The 16228-nt window shown below is 72.5% G+C and carries 16 protein-coding genes; 6 read left to right on the forward strand and 10 right to left on the reverse strand.

Going from position 1 to position 16228, the window contains the following annotated elements; genetic code table 11:
• Positions 1-36: 36 nt before the first annotated feature.
• Positions 37-1041, reverse strand: coding sequence for an aldo/keto reductase family protein (locus DEI83_RS06505; RefSeq protein WP_111080983.1), 1005 nt, complete (start codon positions 1039-1041; stop codon positions 37-39).
• A 184-nt stretch (positions 1042-1225) separates the two neighbouring features.
• Between DEI83_RS06505 and DEI83_RS06510 the strand changes: the two genes are divergently transcribed.
• The 3 genes from DEI83_RS06510 (at position 1226) to DEI83_RS06520 (ending at position 3636) form a co-directional block, all read left to right on the forward strand.
• Complete coding sequence (locus DEI83_RS06510; RefSeq protein WP_111080984.1) at positions 1226-1786, forward strand: YceI family protein; 561 nt, start codon at positions 1226-1228, stop codon at positions 1784-1786.
• Positions 1787-2037: 251 nt separating this feature from the next.
• Positions 2038-2604, forward strand: coding sequence for a TIGR03086 family metal-binding protein (locus tag DEI83_RS06515; RefSeq protein ID WP_111080985.1), 567 nt, complete (start codon positions 2038-2040; stop codon positions 2602-2604).
• 33 nt (positions 2605-2637) lie between these two features.
• Positions 2638-3636: an aldo/keto reductase gene (locus DEI83_RS06520; protein WP_111080986.1), complete on the forward strand. Its 999-nt coding sequence runs from the start codon at positions 2638-2640 to the stop codon at positions 3634-3636.
• Positions 3637-3779: 143 nt separating this feature from the next.
• Here the strand turns inward: DEI83_RS06520 and DEI83_RS06525 are convergent, their stop codons facing one another.
• Positions 3780-4721, reverse strand: coding sequence for an oxygenase MpaB family protein (locus DEI83_RS06525; RefSeq protein ID WP_111080987.1), 942 nt, complete (start codon positions 4719-4721; stop codon positions 3780-3782).
• A gap of 95 nt (positions 4722-4816) precedes the next feature.
• On the opposite strand from DEI83_RS06525, the gene DEI83_RS06530 reads away from it, so the two are divergent.
• Complete coding sequence (locus tag DEI83_RS06530; RefSeq protein ID WP_111080988.1) at positions 4817-6505, forward strand: long-chain-fatty-acid--CoA ligase; 1689 nt, start codon at positions 4817-4819, stop codon at positions 6503-6505.
• A gap of 6 nt (positions 6506-6511) precedes the next feature.
• Here the strand turns inward: DEI83_RS06530 and DEI83_RS06535 are convergent, their stop codons facing one another.
• The 4 genes from DEI83_RS06535 to DEI83_RS06550 form a co-directional block, all read right to left on the reverse strand.
• Complete coding sequence (locus tag DEI83_RS06535; RefSeq protein WP_111080989.1) at positions 6512-7360, reverse strand: ABC transporter permease; 849 nt, start codon at positions 7358-7360, stop codon at positions 6512-6514.
• Complete coding sequence (locus tag DEI83_RS06540) at positions 7357-8439, reverse strand: ATP-binding cassette domain-containing protein (RefSeq protein WP_111080990.1); 1083 nt, start codon at positions 8437-8439, stop codon at positions 7357-7359. The genes DEI83_RS06535 and DEI83_RS06540 overlap by 4 nt, the downstream gene beginning before the upstream one ends.
• Before the next feature lie 56 nt (positions 8440-8495).
• The gene (locus tag DEI83_RS06545) at positions 8496-9290 is read right to left on the reverse strand and encodes a hypothetical protein (RefSeq protein ID WP_111081076.1); all 795 of its coding nucleotides are present in this window, start codon (positions 9288-9290) and stop codon (positions 8496-8498) included.
• Positions 9291-9395: 105 nt separating this feature from the next.
• Positions 9396-10964 carry an inositol monophosphatase family protein gene (locus tag DEI83_RS06550; protein WP_181431104.1) on the reverse strand — a complete coding sequence of 523 codons (1569 nt, stop codon included), beginning with the start codon at positions 10962-10964 and terminating at the stop codon, positions 9396-9398.
• A gap of 94 nt (positions 10965-11058) precedes the next feature.
• Between DEI83_RS06550 and DEI83_RS06555 the strand changes: the two genes are divergently transcribed.
• Positions 11059-11487, forward strand: coding sequence for a DUF3054 domain-containing protein (locus DEI83_RS06555; protein ID WP_111081077.1), 429 nt, complete (start codon positions 11059-11061; stop codon positions 11485-11487).
• Here the strand turns inward: DEI83_RS06555 and DEI83_RS06560 are convergent.
• Positions 11484-12137: a spermidine/putrescine ABC transporter substrate-binding protein gene (locus DEI83_RS06560; protein WP_111080992.1), complete on the reverse strand. Its 654-nt coding sequence runs from the start codon at positions 12135-12137 to the stop codon at positions 11484-11486. The two genes, DEI83_RS06555 and DEI83_RS06560, sit on opposite strands and share 4 nt — an antisense overlap.
• Positions 12138-12272: 135 nt before the next feature.
• The gene (locus DEI83_RS06565; protein ID WP_111081078.1) at positions 12273-13202 is read right to left on the reverse strand and encodes a DUF3097 domain-containing protein; all 930 of its coding nucleotides are present in this window, start codon (positions 13200-13202) and stop codon (positions 12273-12275) included.
• Positions 13203-13282: 80 nt separating this feature from the next.
• Between DEI83_RS06565 and DEI83_RS06570 the strand changes: the two genes are divergently transcribed.
• Positions 13283-14335: a zinc-dependent alcohol dehydrogenase family protein gene (locus DEI83_RS06570; protein ID WP_111080993.1), complete on the forward strand. Its 1053-nt coding sequence runs from the start codon at positions 13283-13285 to the stop codon at positions 14333-14335.
• 28 nt (positions 14336-14363) lie between these two features.
• Here the strand turns inward: DEI83_RS06570 and DEI83_RS06575 are convergent, their stop codons facing one another.
• Positions 14364-15056: a methyltransferase domain-containing protein gene (locus tag DEI83_RS06575; protein ID WP_258371083.1), complete on the reverse strand. Its 693-nt coding sequence runs from the start codon at positions 15054-15056 to the stop codon at positions 14364-14366.
• Complete coding sequence (locus DEI83_RS06580; RefSeq protein ID WP_111080994.1) at positions 15053-16141, reverse strand: type III polyketide synthase; 1089 nt, start codon at positions 16139-16141, stop codon at positions 15053-15055. The genes DEI83_RS06575 and DEI83_RS06580 overlap by 4 nt, the downstream gene beginning before the upstream one ends.
• Between the last annotated feature and the right edge of the window lie 87 nt (positions 16142-16228).

Here is a 16228-nt window from a genome sequence, read left to right on the forward strand (position 1 = left end):
CTGCCGTCGGCGGCGTCCGCGCGGACGGGCCCGCGACTACGCGGGGCGCGACGCGGGGCTGACGCTCTTCGAGGCGTCGCGCTCCGGGATGTCCCCGAGCGCCTCGTCGATGGCTGCGAGGGCGTCAGCATCGAGCTCCACGCCGGCGGCCTTGACGTTGTCGGTGACCTGCTCCGGACGGGATGCGCCGACGATGGCCGAGGCGACGTTCTCGTTCTGCAGCGTCCACGCGATGGCGAGCTGGGCGAGCGTCAGGCCGGCCTGGTCGGCGACGGGCTGCAGGCGCTGGACGGCCTCGAGGACCTCGTCGCGCATGAACCGCTTGATCATGTCCGCGCCGCCCTTCTCGTCCCTGGCGCGGGAGCCCTCGGGCAGCGGCTGACCCGGCTTGTACTTGCCGGTGAGGACGCCCTGCGCGATCGGCGACCAGACGATCTGCGACAGCCCGAGCTGCTTCGAGGCGGGGACGACCTCGCCCTCGATGACACGCCAGAGCATGGAGTACTGCGGCTGGTTCGAGATGAGCTGGAAGCCGAGCTCCTTCGCGAGTGCAGCACCCGCGCGGATCTGCTCGGCGTTCCACTCGCTGACGCCGATGTAGAGCGCCTTGCCCTGGCGGACGACGTCGGCGAAGGCCTGCATCGTCTCTTCCAGCGGGGTCTCGTAGTCGTAGCGGTGCGCCTGGTACAGGTCGACGTAGTCGGTCTGCAGACGCTCGAGCGAGCCGTTGATCGACTCCATGATGTGCTTGCGGCTGAGGCCGACGTCGTTGTGCCCCTTCGGCCCGGTCGGCCAGTACACCTTCGTGAAGACCTCGAGCGACTGCCGACGCTCACCCTTGAGCGCTTCGCCGAGGACGGTCTCAGCGGCCGTGTTGGCGTAGGTGTCCGCGGTGTCGAACGTGGTGATGCCGGCGTCGAGCGCTGCCCGGACGCACTGGGTGGCGACGTCGTTCTCGACCTGCGAGCCGTGCGTCAGCCAGTTGCCGTAGGTGATCTCGGAGATCTTGAGTCCGGAGTTGCCCAGGTACCTGAATTCCATGGGTGCGACGCTACTGGAGTGAGCGCTCCCGTGAGGGGTCTCGGCAGTACCCGGGTCGACGGCCCGGTGAACAATGGTTGACGCTTCAACCAAACGCGTGCAGAATGGGCTACCATCAGGTTCGATGCAGGCGCATGCACCATCGCGTCCGCCCCAGCACTCACCGCTCGAAGAAGGACACACCATGGCTCTCACCGCCTCCGCCATCCCCGGCTACGTCACCGGCACCTGGAAGCTCGACCCGACCCACTCCGAGGTCAGCTTCTCGGTCCGCCACCTCGCGATCAGCAAGGTCAAGGGCAAGTTCGAGCAGTTCGACGCGACGCTCGTCACCGCCGAGAACCCCCTCGACACCACCCTCGAGGCCTCGATCGACGTCTCGAGCATCAACACCAACCAGCCGCAGCGCGACCAGCACCTGGCCACCGGTGACTTCTTCCTCACCGAGGAGCACCCGCACATGACCTTCCGCTCGACCGGCATCCGCGAGGACGGCGACGACATGCTCATCGACGGCGAGCTCTCGCTGCGCGGCGTCACCAAGCCCGTCACCCTGAAGACCGAGTTCGGCGGCGTCACCACCGACGGCTACGGCCAGGTCAAGCTCGGCGCCGAGGCGACCACCAAGATCGACCGCACCGAGTTCGGCGTGAACTGGAACGCAGCCCTCGAGGCCGGCGGCTTCACGCTCGGCAACGACGTCACCATCAACCTCGACGTCCAGTTCGTCCTCCAGGCGGCCTGACCCCTCCCCCGACACGGAGCCCCGGCGCCCTCGGCGTCGGGGTTCCGTGCTGTCCGGGCTCGGACGCGCGGGCAGCCCGGAGGGCCCGCGCAGTCCCCCGACGCACCGTGCGGACCGCAGGACGCGCGACCCCGAGCGGACCACGACGAGCGGTAGCGTGGACCGCGCCCGAGCCGCCCGCGGGAATCCTCCCCGCAGCCCGGGAGTTGCACGCAGCACCGCTGGACAACGGCCGAACAGGAGTCATCACGATGCCCACCGACTGGATCGCCCTGCAGACCCTCGCGGCCGCGGAGTTCGGCCGCCGCGTCGCCGCCGTCACCGACTGGGACGCGCCCACCCCCGACTCTGAGTGGACCACCCGCGACCTCGTCGCACACGTGGTGGACGAGCAGCGGTGGATCCCGAAGCTGCTGACGGGGTGCGACCACGAGCAGGCCGCTGCGGACCTCGAGCCGATCGGCGACGACCTCGTGGCGGAGTGGCAGCGGCACTCGAGCGCCGCGATCGAGGCCTGGCACCAGGCACCGCAGGACACCCCGGTCCACCTGTCGACCGACGTGGTGAGTGCCGGCGAGTACCTCGTCGAGCAGACGAGCGACATCGCGATCCACACCTGGGACCTCGCCCGGGCCACCGGCAGCGACGAGCACCTGCCGGGCGAGCTCGTCGAGGCGGTGTGGACCCACTTCGAACCGCAGATCCAGTCGCTCGCCGCGACCGGCCTGTACGCGGCACCAGTGCAGGTGGACGACGATGCTCCGCTGCAGGTGAAGCTCCTCGCGGTGACCGGGCGCGACGCCCGTTCCGACGCCTGACGCCGCACCACACACGTCACGGAAGGACCCCGTATGTCCGACACGACCGTCCCCACCACCCGCCTCGGCAGCACCGGCCTCGAGATCTCGAGTGTGATCCTCGGGATGATGTCCTACGGCGACCCGGCCGAGGGCTCGCACGCCTGGAGCGTCGGCCTCGACGACGCTCGCCCCTTCGTCCGCCGCGCCTTCGAGTCCGGCATCACGACGTTCGACACCGCGAACGTCTACTCCGCCGGCAGCAGCGAGGAGATCACCGGGATGCTCCTCAAGGAACTCGCCCCGCGCGAGGAGGTCCAGGTCTTCACGAAGGTCTTCAACCGCATGCGCCCCGGCCGGAACGGCGCGGGGTTGTCGCGTGCGGCGATCATGCACGAGATCGACGCATCGCTGACCCGCCTGGGCACGGACTACGTCGACCTCTACCAGATCCACCGGTTCGACCCGGCCACCCCGGTCGAGGAGACGATGGAGGCACTGCACGACGTCGTCAAGTCCGGCAAGGCGCGCTACATCGGTGCCTCGAGCATGTGGGCGTGGCAGTTCGCCGAGATGCAGCACGTCGCCGAGCGGCACGGGTGGACGCAGTTCGTCGCGATGCAGGACCAGTACAACCTGCTCGAACGCGAGGAGGAGCGCGAGATGCACCCGTTCTGCGCGCACACGGGTGTCGGTGTGATCCCGTGGAGCCCGCTCGCCCGCGGCAAGGTCACCCGACCCTGGGACGCGCAGGGGTCCGGCTCACGTGCCGACACGGACGAGTTCGGCAAGACCCTGTACCGCCAGGACGAGGACGCGAACCGTGCGATCGTGGACGCGGTCGGTCAGGTCGCCGAGGATCGCGGTGCGAGCATGGCGCAGATCGCCCTGGCGTGGGTCGCCGGCAAGCCCGCGGTCTCCGCGCCGATCATCGGCGCGACGAAGGAGCACCACATCGACGACGCGGTCGCGGCCACCGCGATCACCCTGACCGAGGACGAGGTCGCGCGACTCGAGCAGGCGTACACGCCGCGGGTGCCGTCCGGCTTCTGACGGCGGCGTCGTCCCCTCGGACGGGAGGCTCCGCACCGGCACGCCCGGACCGTCGCGCAGGCGTCGGCCCGGGACCGGCGGCGGGAGGCCCGGGCCAGCCGGCATCGGGCCTGGCGTCCGTGCTCCGGCGACCGACGATCGCCTCAGGCCGCGCCGATGCCCTGCTCTCCCGCGGCCTCACGCTCGAGCCGCGCGATGCGGGCCAGTGCCGCGCGCTCGCTGCCCGTCTGGGCGCCGAGCACGCTGCTGATGCCGCCGAGGACGAGTCCCGTGGCCCGGTCGACCGGCAGTTCGACCGGGCCGATCGACGGCGTGCGGACGCCGAGGAGCGACCGGTGCCGCGGGTCGAGGGTGGACACCGCGCCCTGGTAGATGGCGCGGTACCCGGGCCGGAGCATCTGCGCGAGCGGCGGGTTCTTGATGAAGCGGAGGACCTCGCGGGTCCGGGGCGTCACGGCGAGCTCCCCACGATCGAGGTAGCCGTCCATCTGCGCCCGGAGTGCGGCTTCGGTCTCCGGAGCGTCCTCGACGCGCATGAGTCGCCCGGCGATCGCCCACTCGCGGACGTACGCGTCGGCACCGCCGGGGATGGGCTCACCCCAGCGCTGCGCGGTCCGGAGGAAGGCGTCCGTGAACGCCAGGTGCACCCAGCGCGCCAGGTCGGGGTCGTTCGCCGTGTACGGCCGGCCGATCCCGTGCCCGTCGACGTACTGCCCCCGCACGCGTTCGTGCAGCCGGAGCACCCACTCGGTCCCCGCCCTGGCCGTCGCGGTGTCGCCGTGCGTGACCGTGTAGATCCAGCGGATCGTGCCGGCGAGCCGCCCGAACGGGTCCTCTCGGTAGCGGGAGTGGTCGGCCACACCCGCCAGGGCACCCGGGTGCAGCGCCTGGACGAGCAGCGCGCGCACGCCGGCGACGATGGTCTGGTTACCGCCGTGCACCGACCACGTGGCCGACCCGGGGCCGAAGAAGCCGGCGTCGGTCCCCTGCTCGAGGTCGTCGACCCACTCGGGGCTGGTGCCGGAGGTGCTGCCCGTGAACGTGGCCTGCAGACGGGTGCGGAACGCATCGGTGACGAACGACATGCTCCATGGTCCGTCGGGCCCCTGACAGCGAGCCCTGACCTCGGCCACGGAACGCGCCTGACAACGGCTCGGGTCCGCCCGCTAGGTTGGACGGCGTGAGCATCGACACGCCTCGTCCCTGGCTTGCCTCGTACGCCTCAGGGGTCCCGAACGACATCGAGCCGATGACGGGGTCCCTGCCGGACCTCGTCGAGCGGTCGGCAGAACGCTTCCCGAAGGCGGTGGCGCTGGAGTTCTTCAAGCGGACGACGACGTACGCCGAACTCGACGAGCACATCGCCCGTGCGGCGAACGGCCTGCGGAAGCTCGGCGTCACGAAGGGCGACCGCGTGGCCCTGGTGTTGCCGAACTGCCCGCAGCACGTGGTCGCGTTCTACGCGGTCCTGCGGCTCGGGGCGATCGTCGTCGAGCACAACCCGCTCTACACGCCGCGCGAACTCCGGCACCAGTTCGAGGACCACGGCGCCCGGGTGGCGATCGCGTGGGACAAGTCGGTGGCCACGCTGCAGGACTTCCCGAAGGACGTCGCCCTCGACGCGATCGTCTCGGTCGACCTGACCCGGGCGATGCCGCGGAGCACCCGGCTCGCACTCTCGCTGCCGGTCGCGAAGGCCCGCGAGTCCCGGGCGAAGCTCACCACCACGGTGAGCGGCACGACCCGCTGGGACGACCTCGTGTCCGCCCGGAAGCTGTCGAAGCGGCACCCGCGCCCAGAAACCGACGACGTCGCCCTCATCCAGTACACCTCGGGCACCACGGGCACCCCGAAGGGCGCCGTCCTGACCCACCGCAACCTGCTCGCGAACGCCGCACAGGCGCGGGCGTGGATCCCGCAGATCAGCGCCGGCGACGGCAGCGTCGTGCACGCCGTCCTGCCGATGTTCCACGCGTACGGCCTGACGCTCTGCCTCACCTTCGCGATGAGCATCGCCGGCCGACTCGTGCTCTTCCCGGCGTTCGACCCCGCGCTCGTCCTGGCCGCGATCAAGAAGCGTCCGCCGACGTTCCTGCCCGCCGTGCCCCCGATCTACGCCCGACTGCAGCACGCCGCCGACTCCGCCGGGGTGTCGCTGCAGGGCATCGACATCGGCATCTCCGGTGCCATGCCGCTGTCGAAGGACGTCATCGAGCCGTGGGAGGCCCGGACCGGCGGGTTCCTGGTCGAGGGGTACGGCCTGTCCGAGTGCTCACCCGTGCTCATGGCGAACCCGGTGTCCGACGCGCGGCGCCTCGGCGCGATCGGCCTCCCGCTGCCGTCGACCGAGTGCCGCGTGGTGGACCCCGACGACCCGACGAAGGTCCTCGGCACCGATGAGTCCGGCGAGCTGCAGGTCCGTGGGCCACAGGTGTTCAGCGGCTACTGGGGCAAGGCGGACGCCACCGACGAGGTCTTCACCCCCGACGGCTGGTTCCGCACCGGCGACATCGTCGCGATCGACGCGGACGGTTTCGTGCGGATCGTCGACCGGCTCAAGGAACTCATCATCACGGGCGGCTTCAACGTCTCGCCGTCCGAGGTCGAGGACACACTCCTCAAGCACCCCAGCGTGAAGGAGGTCGCGGTGGTCGGCATCACGCAGGCCGGCAACGAGCAGGTCGTCGCCGCGGTGGTCCCGTCCGACCCCGCCTCGTTCGACGCCGACGCCCTGCGCTCGTGGTGCCGCGACCAGTTGGCGGCGTACAAGGTGCCGCGCCGCGTGGTGGTCGTGGAGGACCTCCCCCGGTCGATGATCGGCAAGGTGCTGCGCCGGAAGGTGCGCGACGCGATCCTCGGCGGCGACTAGCCCTCGTCACTTGCTGCTGATCCGGGTGTACTTGTTCACCGCCCAGGGCACGAACACGACGAGCATCACCGCGATGCCGATGAGCACGGTCGCGATCGGGTGCTGCATCGTCCAGACGTCGGGCACGGGCGCCGAGCCGGCGTTGCCGAACAGCTGGCGGGCGGCCTGCACGAGCGAGGAGACCGGGTTCCACTCCGCGAAGACCCGCAGCACCAGCGGCATGGTCTCGCTCGGCACGAACGCGTTCGAGATGAACGTCAGCGGGAACAGGATCATGAACGAGGCGTTGTTGATCACCTCGGGGGACTTGACGCTCATCCCGAGCAGCGCCATCACCCAGCTGAACGCGTAGCTGAACAGCAGCAGGAGCGCGAGTCCACCGATGAACTCGAGCGGTGACGAGTTGACGCGCCAGCCGACCGCCAGTCCGGTCGCCATCATGATGACCATCGAGATGCCGTTGAGCACCAGGTCGGAGTTGGTCCGCCCGACGAGCACCGCGGACGCCGACATCGGCAGCGTCCGGAACCGGTCGATGAGCCCCTCCTTGAGGTCCTGCGCCATGGCCGATCCCGAGAAGGTCGCCCCGAAGACGACGGTCTGCGCGAAGATCCCCGCCATCAGGAACTGCGTGTAGTCCGTGCCCTGGACGCTGATCGCGCCGCCGTAGACCTGACTGAACAGCAGGACGAACATGATCGGCTGCAGGACGGCGAACACGAGCATGTCCGGCGACCGCTTGATCTTCGTCAGGTTCCGCTTCGTGACGGTCCAGCCGTCCTCGAACCAGACCGCGACCGGCGAGGTGACGACGACGGGCAGCTGCCGCCCGAGGGCGGACGTGGTGGCGGTCATCGGACGTGCTCCGCTCCGGTGGTGTCCACCGGGACGGTGGTCCGGTCGTCGCCGCCGGGTGGTCGGTCGCTCGTGCCAGGCCGGGAGGCCCGTCCGCCGCCCGCCACGGTCGTCGTGTCGTCCTCGTCCTCGGTGGCCACGTGCCCGGTGAGCCGGAGGAAGACGTCGTCGAGCGTCGGCCGTCGCATGCCCGCGTCGTGGAGTCCGACCCCGGCCGCACCGAGGTCGGCGAGCACCCGCTGGAGGGCAGCCGGCCCGGCGTCGACCGCGATCGCCCGGGTCCGCCCGTCCCCGCTCGTCTCGACGTCACCCGTGCCGTACCGCGCGAGCACGGTCGAGGCGGCGTCCCCGTCCGCGGCGTCGACGAGGGTGACGACCACGCGGTGCCCGCCGACCTGCGCCTTGAGCTCGTCCGCGGTGCCCTCGGCGATCACCCGGCCGTCGTCGATCACGGCGATGTCGTCGGCGAGCTGGTCGGCCTCTTCCAGGTACTGCGTGGTGAGGAGCACCGTGGCGCCGTCGGTCACGAGGTCCTCGATGATGCCCCAGAGCGCGAGACGGCTACGGGGGTCGAGCCCCGTCGTCGGTTCGTCGAGGAACAGCACGCGCGGGTTCATCACGAGCGCTCCGGCCAGGTCGATGCGCCGCCGCATGCCCCCGGAGAAGCCCTTGACCGGGCGGTCGCCCGCCTCGGACAGCCCGAAGACGTCGATGAGTTCGCGCGCCCGGTCCCGGGCGGCCCGCCGACCGAGGTGGTACAGCCGCCCGATCATCTCGAGGTTCTCGAACCCGGTCAGGTTCTCGTCGACCGCGGCGTACTGCCCCGAGACGCCGATCGCACGGCGGGTGCCCTGGGGATCGGCGACGACGTCGACACCGGCCACCCGGGCCGACCCCGCGTCGGGTTCGACGAGCGTGGTGAGCACCTTGACGGTGGTCGTCTTGCCGGCGCCGTTCGGCCCGAGCAGCGCGGTGACGGTGCCCTCGGGCACCGAGAGGTCGAGACCGGTCAGGGCGTGCACCGGCCCCGACTTCGATCGGTAGGTCTTGGTCAGGCCGGAGGCCTCGATGATCGCCATGTCGCTCCTTCGTGACCGGCCGGACACCAGTGGGTCGGAGGAGCGACCGGCGTCACTCAGACGTCGAAGTCGCCGCCACCGAAGTCGCTGAAGCCCTGGTCGAACCCACCGCCGTCGGACGCACCGCCCCAGTCGGATCCACCGTCGCCCCAGGAGGCGTTCTCGGTCCCGCCGCCGTCGGTCGCACCGCCGTCGCCGGATCCCTCACCAGTGTCCCCTGCGCCACCGTCATCCGCACCCCCTGCATCGGTTCCACCGTCGAACGAACCGGGGTCGGGCAGGAAGGCGCTCATCAGGGCGGACCCGATCACGTACCCGCCGACGGTGCCGAGCAGCGAGGCACCGAGCATGCTGCCGAAGCCGGAACCCTGTCGACCACCGAACCCACCACCGCCGCCGATGCCGCCGAGCGACCGCTCCATGTACCCGGGCTGCCGGAGCTCCGAACGGGTCGCCGACTGGGCGAGGGAGCGCGGGTCGTCGCCACGCGGGGCGTCACCGGCGGGTGCGGTGCGCGTGAACTCCTCGTAGACCATCCGGCGCTGCTCGGGCGTCAACTGCGCGAAGGCCTCGGCGTGGACCTCCTCGATGCGCTCGGGCGGAGCGGTCCGGAGCAGGTAGCGGTAGCGGGCGACGGCGCGCTCGTCGTCGGCACCGCCCGGCTGCTGCGGTGCGCCGTACGGCTGTCCGGTTGCGCCGTACGGCTGTCCGGTCGCGCCGTACGGCTGTCCGGTCGCGCCGTACGGCTGCTGGTAGGACTGCTGGCCGTACTGGTACCCCTGCTGGCCTGCACCGGGTCGTGGCTGCTGCGGACGCTCCTCGCGGCCGAGCAGACGGTCGAGGAATCCCATGACGTGCTCCTTCGTGCGGACACCGTGCCCGCTGGCGCCCACGGTAGGCACCGACGGCTCCGGCTGACTGGGTGTGTGCTCAGAAGCAGCCGCGGAGCGTCACGGTCACGACTCGGAGCCGCGCAACGCCGCCGACCACACCTCGTGCAACTCGTCGGCCGCGCCGGGGTGCGCCACGAGGAACGGCGCGCCCACCGGCGGGAACTCCGACACCGGGCCGTCGAGGGTGAGGACGAGGCCGCCGGCCTCGTGCACGAGCAGGACCGCGGCGCCGTGGTCGACCGGGTCGAACGCCGGCGTGCACGCGCCGATCCCCCGTCCGGCGGCGACCTGGGCGATGGTCAGCGTGCCGGACCCCGTCACCCGGACCGAGCAGGACCTCGCGGCGAGCGCCGCCACGAACGCGGTGAAGCCGGGCCACGGCCGGTGCCCGTCGAGCTCGGTGCCGACGACGGCACCGGCCAGGGCCCGCGGAGCGTCGTCGAGTCGCAGGACGCGGTCGCGTTCGGTCGCGCCCCGGCCGCGTCGGGCCTCCAGGACCTCGCCCCGCCACGGGTCCGCGACGACGCCGACGACGGGTCGCCCGGAGCGCGTCAGGCACAGCGAGGTGCTCGTCCAGGGCACGCCGTTCGCCAGGTTGGTGCTGCCGTCGACGGGGTCGAGGTACCACCGGTGCTTGTCCCCGGGGGCGACGCCGTACTCCTCGCCCGTGAAACCGTGCTCCGGGAACGCTGCCCGGACCCGTCCGCGGACGTGCTGCTCGATCGACCGGTCCACGTCGACGACCCGGGCGGCCGCGTCCCCGGCGTCCGTGCTGATCCGGTGCTCCCGGGTGAACGCGATCACCTCGTGTGCGATCCGGTGGGCCAGGGCCTGCGCACGCCCGGCGACCTCCGGCTCGGTCGGCTCGCGTCGGGGCACGTCCCACCCGTCCCGCTCCGCAGCGGCGAGCACGGCGTGCACGGTCGCCACGTCCTCGGTGAGGAGCAGGTCGGCGCCGAGTCGTGTCGCCCACCGCGTCGGCTCCGGGTCGTCGACGGTCCACACCGCGACGCACAGGCCCAGTGCGTGTGCCGCGCGGACGGTCGCCGGCGTGAGGAAGGCCACGTCGAGGTCGAGGGTCGAGGGTCGCAGCGCCGTCAGGTGCGCGGCGGTCGGGGGCTCGAGCGCGTCCCACGGCATCCACACGTCTGCTTCGGGCAGCAGCGCCCGGACCGCCCGCATCGCGGCGGTGGATCCGCGCCAGGCGACGACCGCGGTGCCGGCGACGCCCTGCACCGTGCGGACCGCCACCTCGGCGTCGGCGGGGTCGGCGAGCCCGACCAGCAGCGTCGCCGAGCAGCCCTCCAACCGTTCGAGCACGGCGTCGAGCCGCGGGATGCGGTCGAGCCCGTTGCCGAGCCTGGCGACGTCGCACCACGAGACGTCCGACACCCGGCGTCCGTCGCCCCACATCCGGCCGAGGGTCGCGTCGTGCAGCAGCACCGCGACGTCGTCGGCCGTGCGGCGCACGTCGACCGCGATGACGTCCGCGCCGAGCGCCTCGGCGACCGCGACGGCCGGCAGGGTGTTCTCGCGGCGGACGCGCGGCGCACCGCGGGAGGCGACGACCCGTGGCGGACGGAGGGCGGGCCTCCCGGTGGGTGCGGGGGCCGGGCTCTCGAGCGTCGTCACCGCTCCATGGTGGGAGGGCCGTCCCAACGGCACGTGACGGGACGGTGAACAGCCGGCTGCCTGTGGACACCCGGTCGCCTGCGAGGATGGACGTGTGGAGACTCGTACCTGGGGTTGGCTCGCGGCGGTCGTCGACGTCGTGCTCATCGTGGCGTTCGCCGTGATCGGGCGGAGTTCGCACGGCGAACCGTTCGCGCCGCTCGGACTGTGGACGACTGCCTTCCCGTTCCTGGCGGGCTGGGCGATCGCGTACGTGACGTCCGGGGCGTGGTCGCGTCCGCTAGCGACCTGGCCCACCGGGGTCGTGGTGTGGGTCCTGACGGTGTTCGTCGGCCTGGCGATCCGGGTCGCCACCGGGCAGGGCGTGGTCGACGGGAACCCGCTGCCGATCTCGTTCGTCGTCGTCACGACGATCGTGCTCGGGGTGTTCCTGGTCGGGTGGCGGCTGCTCGCCCGGCTCGTCCTGCGTACCCGGGACCGCCGGAGCCCGGCGCGCGGCGCGGAGCGCCCCGCCCGGCGCTAGAACAGTCCGCCGCGACGGCCCTCGTCCGGGCCGTCCAGCCCGCGGAACATGTCGGACACGAGCGCCGCGATCTGCGGTTCCACCAGGCGCTCGACCGCTTCGGCGATCCGCTCCCGGTGGTCGATGAGCGCCAGGCACACGGCCGTGCCGGTGGACCGAGCACACTCGTCGGACAGCTCGATCTCGTGCCGGAGCGCGGCCTTCGCTTCGTCCGACAGCGGCTCCCGCGGCTCCTGCTCGCTCGCGCCGGTACCGGCGAGCTCACCGAGCGTGAACAGGAACGGCTCCCCGGGCTGCGGCTGCGGGTCGACGTCGAGGCCCTGGAACTCCGGCTCGAGCCCCTCGGCCGGCTGGTACCCGGCGCGCCGTCTGCGGGCCGCGGCGCGCTCGAGTTCGCGCTGGAGCAGCGGCAGGTTCCTCGCGGTGTACTCGTCGACGGCGTCCTCGACGATCACCGCCATCCGACCGATCAACGCGTGCTGGACGGGGTGCGGCACGTCCGGGCCGAATCCCGCTGCCGCAGCGACCGGCGAGCCGGTGCAGCGTCGGCAGATCCGGGTGCGCGGGCGGGCGGAGCCGATCTGCCACCGCGGCAGCCAGCGCAGCCAGACGTCGACGGCGTTCCGCACGCGTCCGTCGATGCCGTCCATCCCGTCAGCGTAAGCGGCGCGCCCGGGATCTGCGCCGAGGCTCGGGGCGGACGACGGAACTCGTCGGCCGGAGCGCGCCGGTCCGGCGACGGCGTCTCGGCCGGGAGGCGCGGGGCGCCGCCGGCAGGCAGCGGATCAGGCTGCTTCGGTCACGAAGTCGATCAACTCCTCGACCCGGCCGAGCAGCTGCGGCTCGAGGTCGGCGAAGGTCCGCACCTGTCCGAGGATCCGCTGCCACGCCCGGGCGATGTCGGCCTGCTCCGCGTGCGGCCACCCGAGCGCCTGGCAGATGCCGGCCTTCCACTCGATCGACCGCGGGATCGTCGGCCACTCGCGCAGTCCGACCCGCGCGGGCTTCACCGACTGCCAGACGTCCACGAACGGGTGCCCGACGACGAGCACGTGTGCGCCCCACTTCCCACGCATCACGGCGTCCGCGAACCGGGACTCCTTCGAGCCCGGCACCAGGTGGTCCACGAGCACGCCGACCCGGCGCTCCCGGGTCGGCCGGAAGTCGTCGAGGACGTCGGCGAGGTTGTCGACGCCGGAGAGCTCCTCGACCACGACGCCCTCGACCCGGAGGTCCGCGCCCCACACCTTCTCGACGAGTTCGGCGTCGTGCTTGCCCTCCACCATGATCCGGCTCGGCAGGGCCACGCGGGCGCGCTGCTGCTCGACCGCGAACGACCCGGACGCGGTGCGGAGGCGACCACCCTCGGGCGCACGCCGGACCGCCGGGGCCGGGTCGGGCCTCCCGGCAGGTCCGCTCGTCCTGGCCGGCGGCGCCGCGGCGGCGGAGCGGCCGACGGGTGCCTGTGGGCGGGTCAGTGTGACGAGTTCGCCCTCGAGCAGGAACTGCCCGGTGAAGGGGAAGGCGCGGGTGCGACCCTTCCAGTCCTCGAGCGACACGGTGCCCGCCTCGAGCCCGACCACGGCGCCGGCCCACCCGGAGGCGGGGTCCTCGAGCACCATGTCCCGTTCGAGCGGCACCTGCCGCACCTTCCGCACGCCGCGCGAGCGCCAGTCGCCCGAGAGCACGTCACTGCCGTACCGGTCCTCGTCCACCCGCACGAGCGTACTGTCGACGGGCGGCCGGACGACGTCGACCGGCCGGTCCCCCACCATCACGACGGAAGGCACTCCCCGTGCGCGCAACAGTCATCCACGCCCCTCGCGACATCCGCGTCGAGGAGCGTGACGCCCCGACGATCATCGAGCCGACCGACGCCGTGGTCCGCATCACCGCCGCCTGCGTGTGCGGCTCCGATCTCTGGCCGTACCGGGGCGTCCGGGACACCGCGGAGCCGCGCGCGATCGGCCACGAGTTCGTCGGCGTCGTCGACCAGGTCGGCGACGAGGTGACCGACCTGCACGTCGGGGACTTCGTCATCGCGCCGTTCACCACGAACGACGGGACCTGCCAGGCCTGCGCGCACGGCATGACGAGCGGCTGTGACCACCGCTCCACCTTCGGCGTGACGCCGGACGCGTACGGCCACCCGCTCGGCGGCGCGCAGGCCGAGTACGTCCGCGTGCCGGACGCCGCGGCCACCCTGGTCGTCGTGCCGGGCCCCGTGGACGACGACCTCGTGCCGTCCCTGCTGACGCTGTCGGACGTCTTCTCGACCGGACACCACGCGGCGGTCTCCGCCGAGGTCGGCCCCGGCAAGACCGTCGTCGTGGTCGGTGACGGCGCGGTCGGCCTGTCGGGTGTCCTGGCCGCCTCGCGGCTCGGCGCGGAGCGGATCATCGCCATGAGCCGGCACGCCGACCGGCAGGCCCTCGCACGCGAGTTCGGGGCGACCGACATCGTCGAGGCCCGCGGCGACGAGGGCGTCCAGGCGGTGCGCGACCTGCTCGGCGGCGACCTGGCCGACTGCGCGCTCGAGGCCGTCGGCACGGCGGAGAGCATGGACCAGGCACTGCGGGTCGTCCGTCCGGGCGGCAACGTCGGCTACGTCGGCGTGCCCGCGGGTGACCCGGAACTGCCGATGCCGTTCCTGTTCGCCCGGAACATCACGGTCGGCGGTGGGATGGCCCCGGCCCGCGCCTACATCGAGGAGCTGCTGCCCGACGTGCTCGCGCGCACGATCGACCCGGGCCGCGTGTTCGACCTCGAGCTGCCGCTCGACGACGCCGCCGAGGCGTACGCCGCGATGGACGAGCGCCGGGCGATCAAGGTGCTGCTGCGGCCGTAGGGTCCCTGTCTCGCCACAGCGGGGGGGGTCAGTCGCGCACCGCGAGGACTCGGTGCGGGGACGCCGGCTCGGCGCGCCACCCGGGTGGCAGGGCGGCGGCCAGCTCCGGCACCGTGAAGCTCCGTCGGATGGAGCGCAGCCCGTCCTCACGGATGAACGTCCCCGCGGTGACGAGCACCGACCCGACCGCGTACAGCCGGTAGGCGGCTGCGGACCGCCGGATGTCGGAGTGCACGCTCCGTGACACGGCGAGCGCCGCGGAGTCGCGCAGGAACGCGTCGCGCTCGGTGTCGCCGAGGTGGTGCAGCACGTGGTTCGAGACGACCACGTCGAACCGCTCCCCGGCGGCCACGAGCTCGGCGCTCGACTGCTGCCGGAAGGTGACCCCGGGGGCGGACCGCCGCTCGGCCGCCCGGATCGCCCGCGGGTCCGGGTCGACACCGACGACCTCGAGGTCGAAGCCGTCACCCCGAGCCCACCGGGTCAGCGACCGGGCGAGGTCTCCGCCCCCGCAGCCGAGGTCGAGCACGCGTGCCCGGCCGGTCGCCGGCAGCGCAGGCACCACGTGCGTCTGCCACACGGATCGCCAGCCGCTCACGGCGGCGTTGACGACGGCGAACCGTCGGAAGGTGCGGTCGAGGGTCGCGGGGTCACAGTCCGGATCGTCCATGAGTTCGCGCAGGTCGACGGCGCGGGTGGACAGGTCGATCCGGTCCGTCACGCCTCCACCACCGTGAGGGCCGCGGCCTCCACCGTCAGCCCCGGCCCGAAGGCCAGCGCGACGACGGGGGTGCCGTCGGCGGGGTCCGCTGCGAGCGCCTCCCGGAGGACGAACAGGACCGTCGCGCTCGACATGTTGCCGTGCTCCCGCAGCACCGTGCGGCTGGCCGTCAACGCACTGTCGGGCAGGTGGAGGGCGTCCTGCGTGCGGTCGAGGATGGCCCGGCCGCCCGGGTGCACGGCCCACACCGGCACGTCGTCCGGCGTCCAGCCGCGCGGGTCGAGCAGCGGCGCGACCGCCTCCTCGGCGTGCACACCGATGAGCTTCGGCACCGCGGTGCTGAGGACCATCTCGAAGCCCTCGTCGCCGATGTTCCACGCCATCTCGCTCGCCCCTTCGGGCAGCACCATGGTCGTGAACGCGTCGAGCCGCAGGCCCGGACCGTCAGCGGTGACGACCGCGGCGGCCGCGCCGTCCCCGAAGACGCTGTTCGCGACGATCTGGTCCGGGTCCTCGGAGTTCCGCACGTGCAGCGTGCAGAGCTCGGCGCAGACCACGAGCACGACCGCTGACGGGTCGGCGCCGACGAACGCGTCGGCGATCCGGAGCGCGGGGAACGCCGCGAAGCAGCCCATGAAGCCGATGTGCTGACGGAAGACGTTCCGCGGCAACCCGAGTTCCTCCACGATCGCCAGGTCCGGCCCTGGCTGCGTGAACCCGGTACAGGACACGGTCACGACGTGGGTGACCGTCCCCGGGTCGACGGCGGCGCGGGCGAGGGCGTCACGGGCGGCGCCGACGAAGAGCGGTGGCGCGAGCTCGCGGAACCGGTCGTTGCGCATCCCGGTGCTCGGCGAGGTGAGGACGCCGTCCGCATCACGGAAGGGGCCGGGCGCCGCGGCGGCATCGAGTTCCGGCAGGACGCTGTGCCGGTGCTCCACCTCGGACGCGCCGAACGCCGCCGGGACGAGCCGCGACGCCAGCCGCCCCAGACCGGGCTGGGCGGCGAAGAGGTCACGGACCTCGGCCTGCCCGAGGGTGGTCCGCGGGACGGCGGTACCGATGGCTCGGATCGTTGCTGACACGCTCCATCCTGTCACCGGATCGCTGACGTGTCCCCAGGATGAGCCGGAGGCCATGGAACACGGACGCGGACCGGTCGCGCAGCCGTC

The sequence above is a fragment of the Curtobacterium sp. MCBD17_021 genome (assembly GCF_003234525.1).
Taxonomy (GTDB): Bacteria; Actinomycetota; Actinomycetes; order Actinomycetales; family Microbacteriaceae; genus Curtobacterium.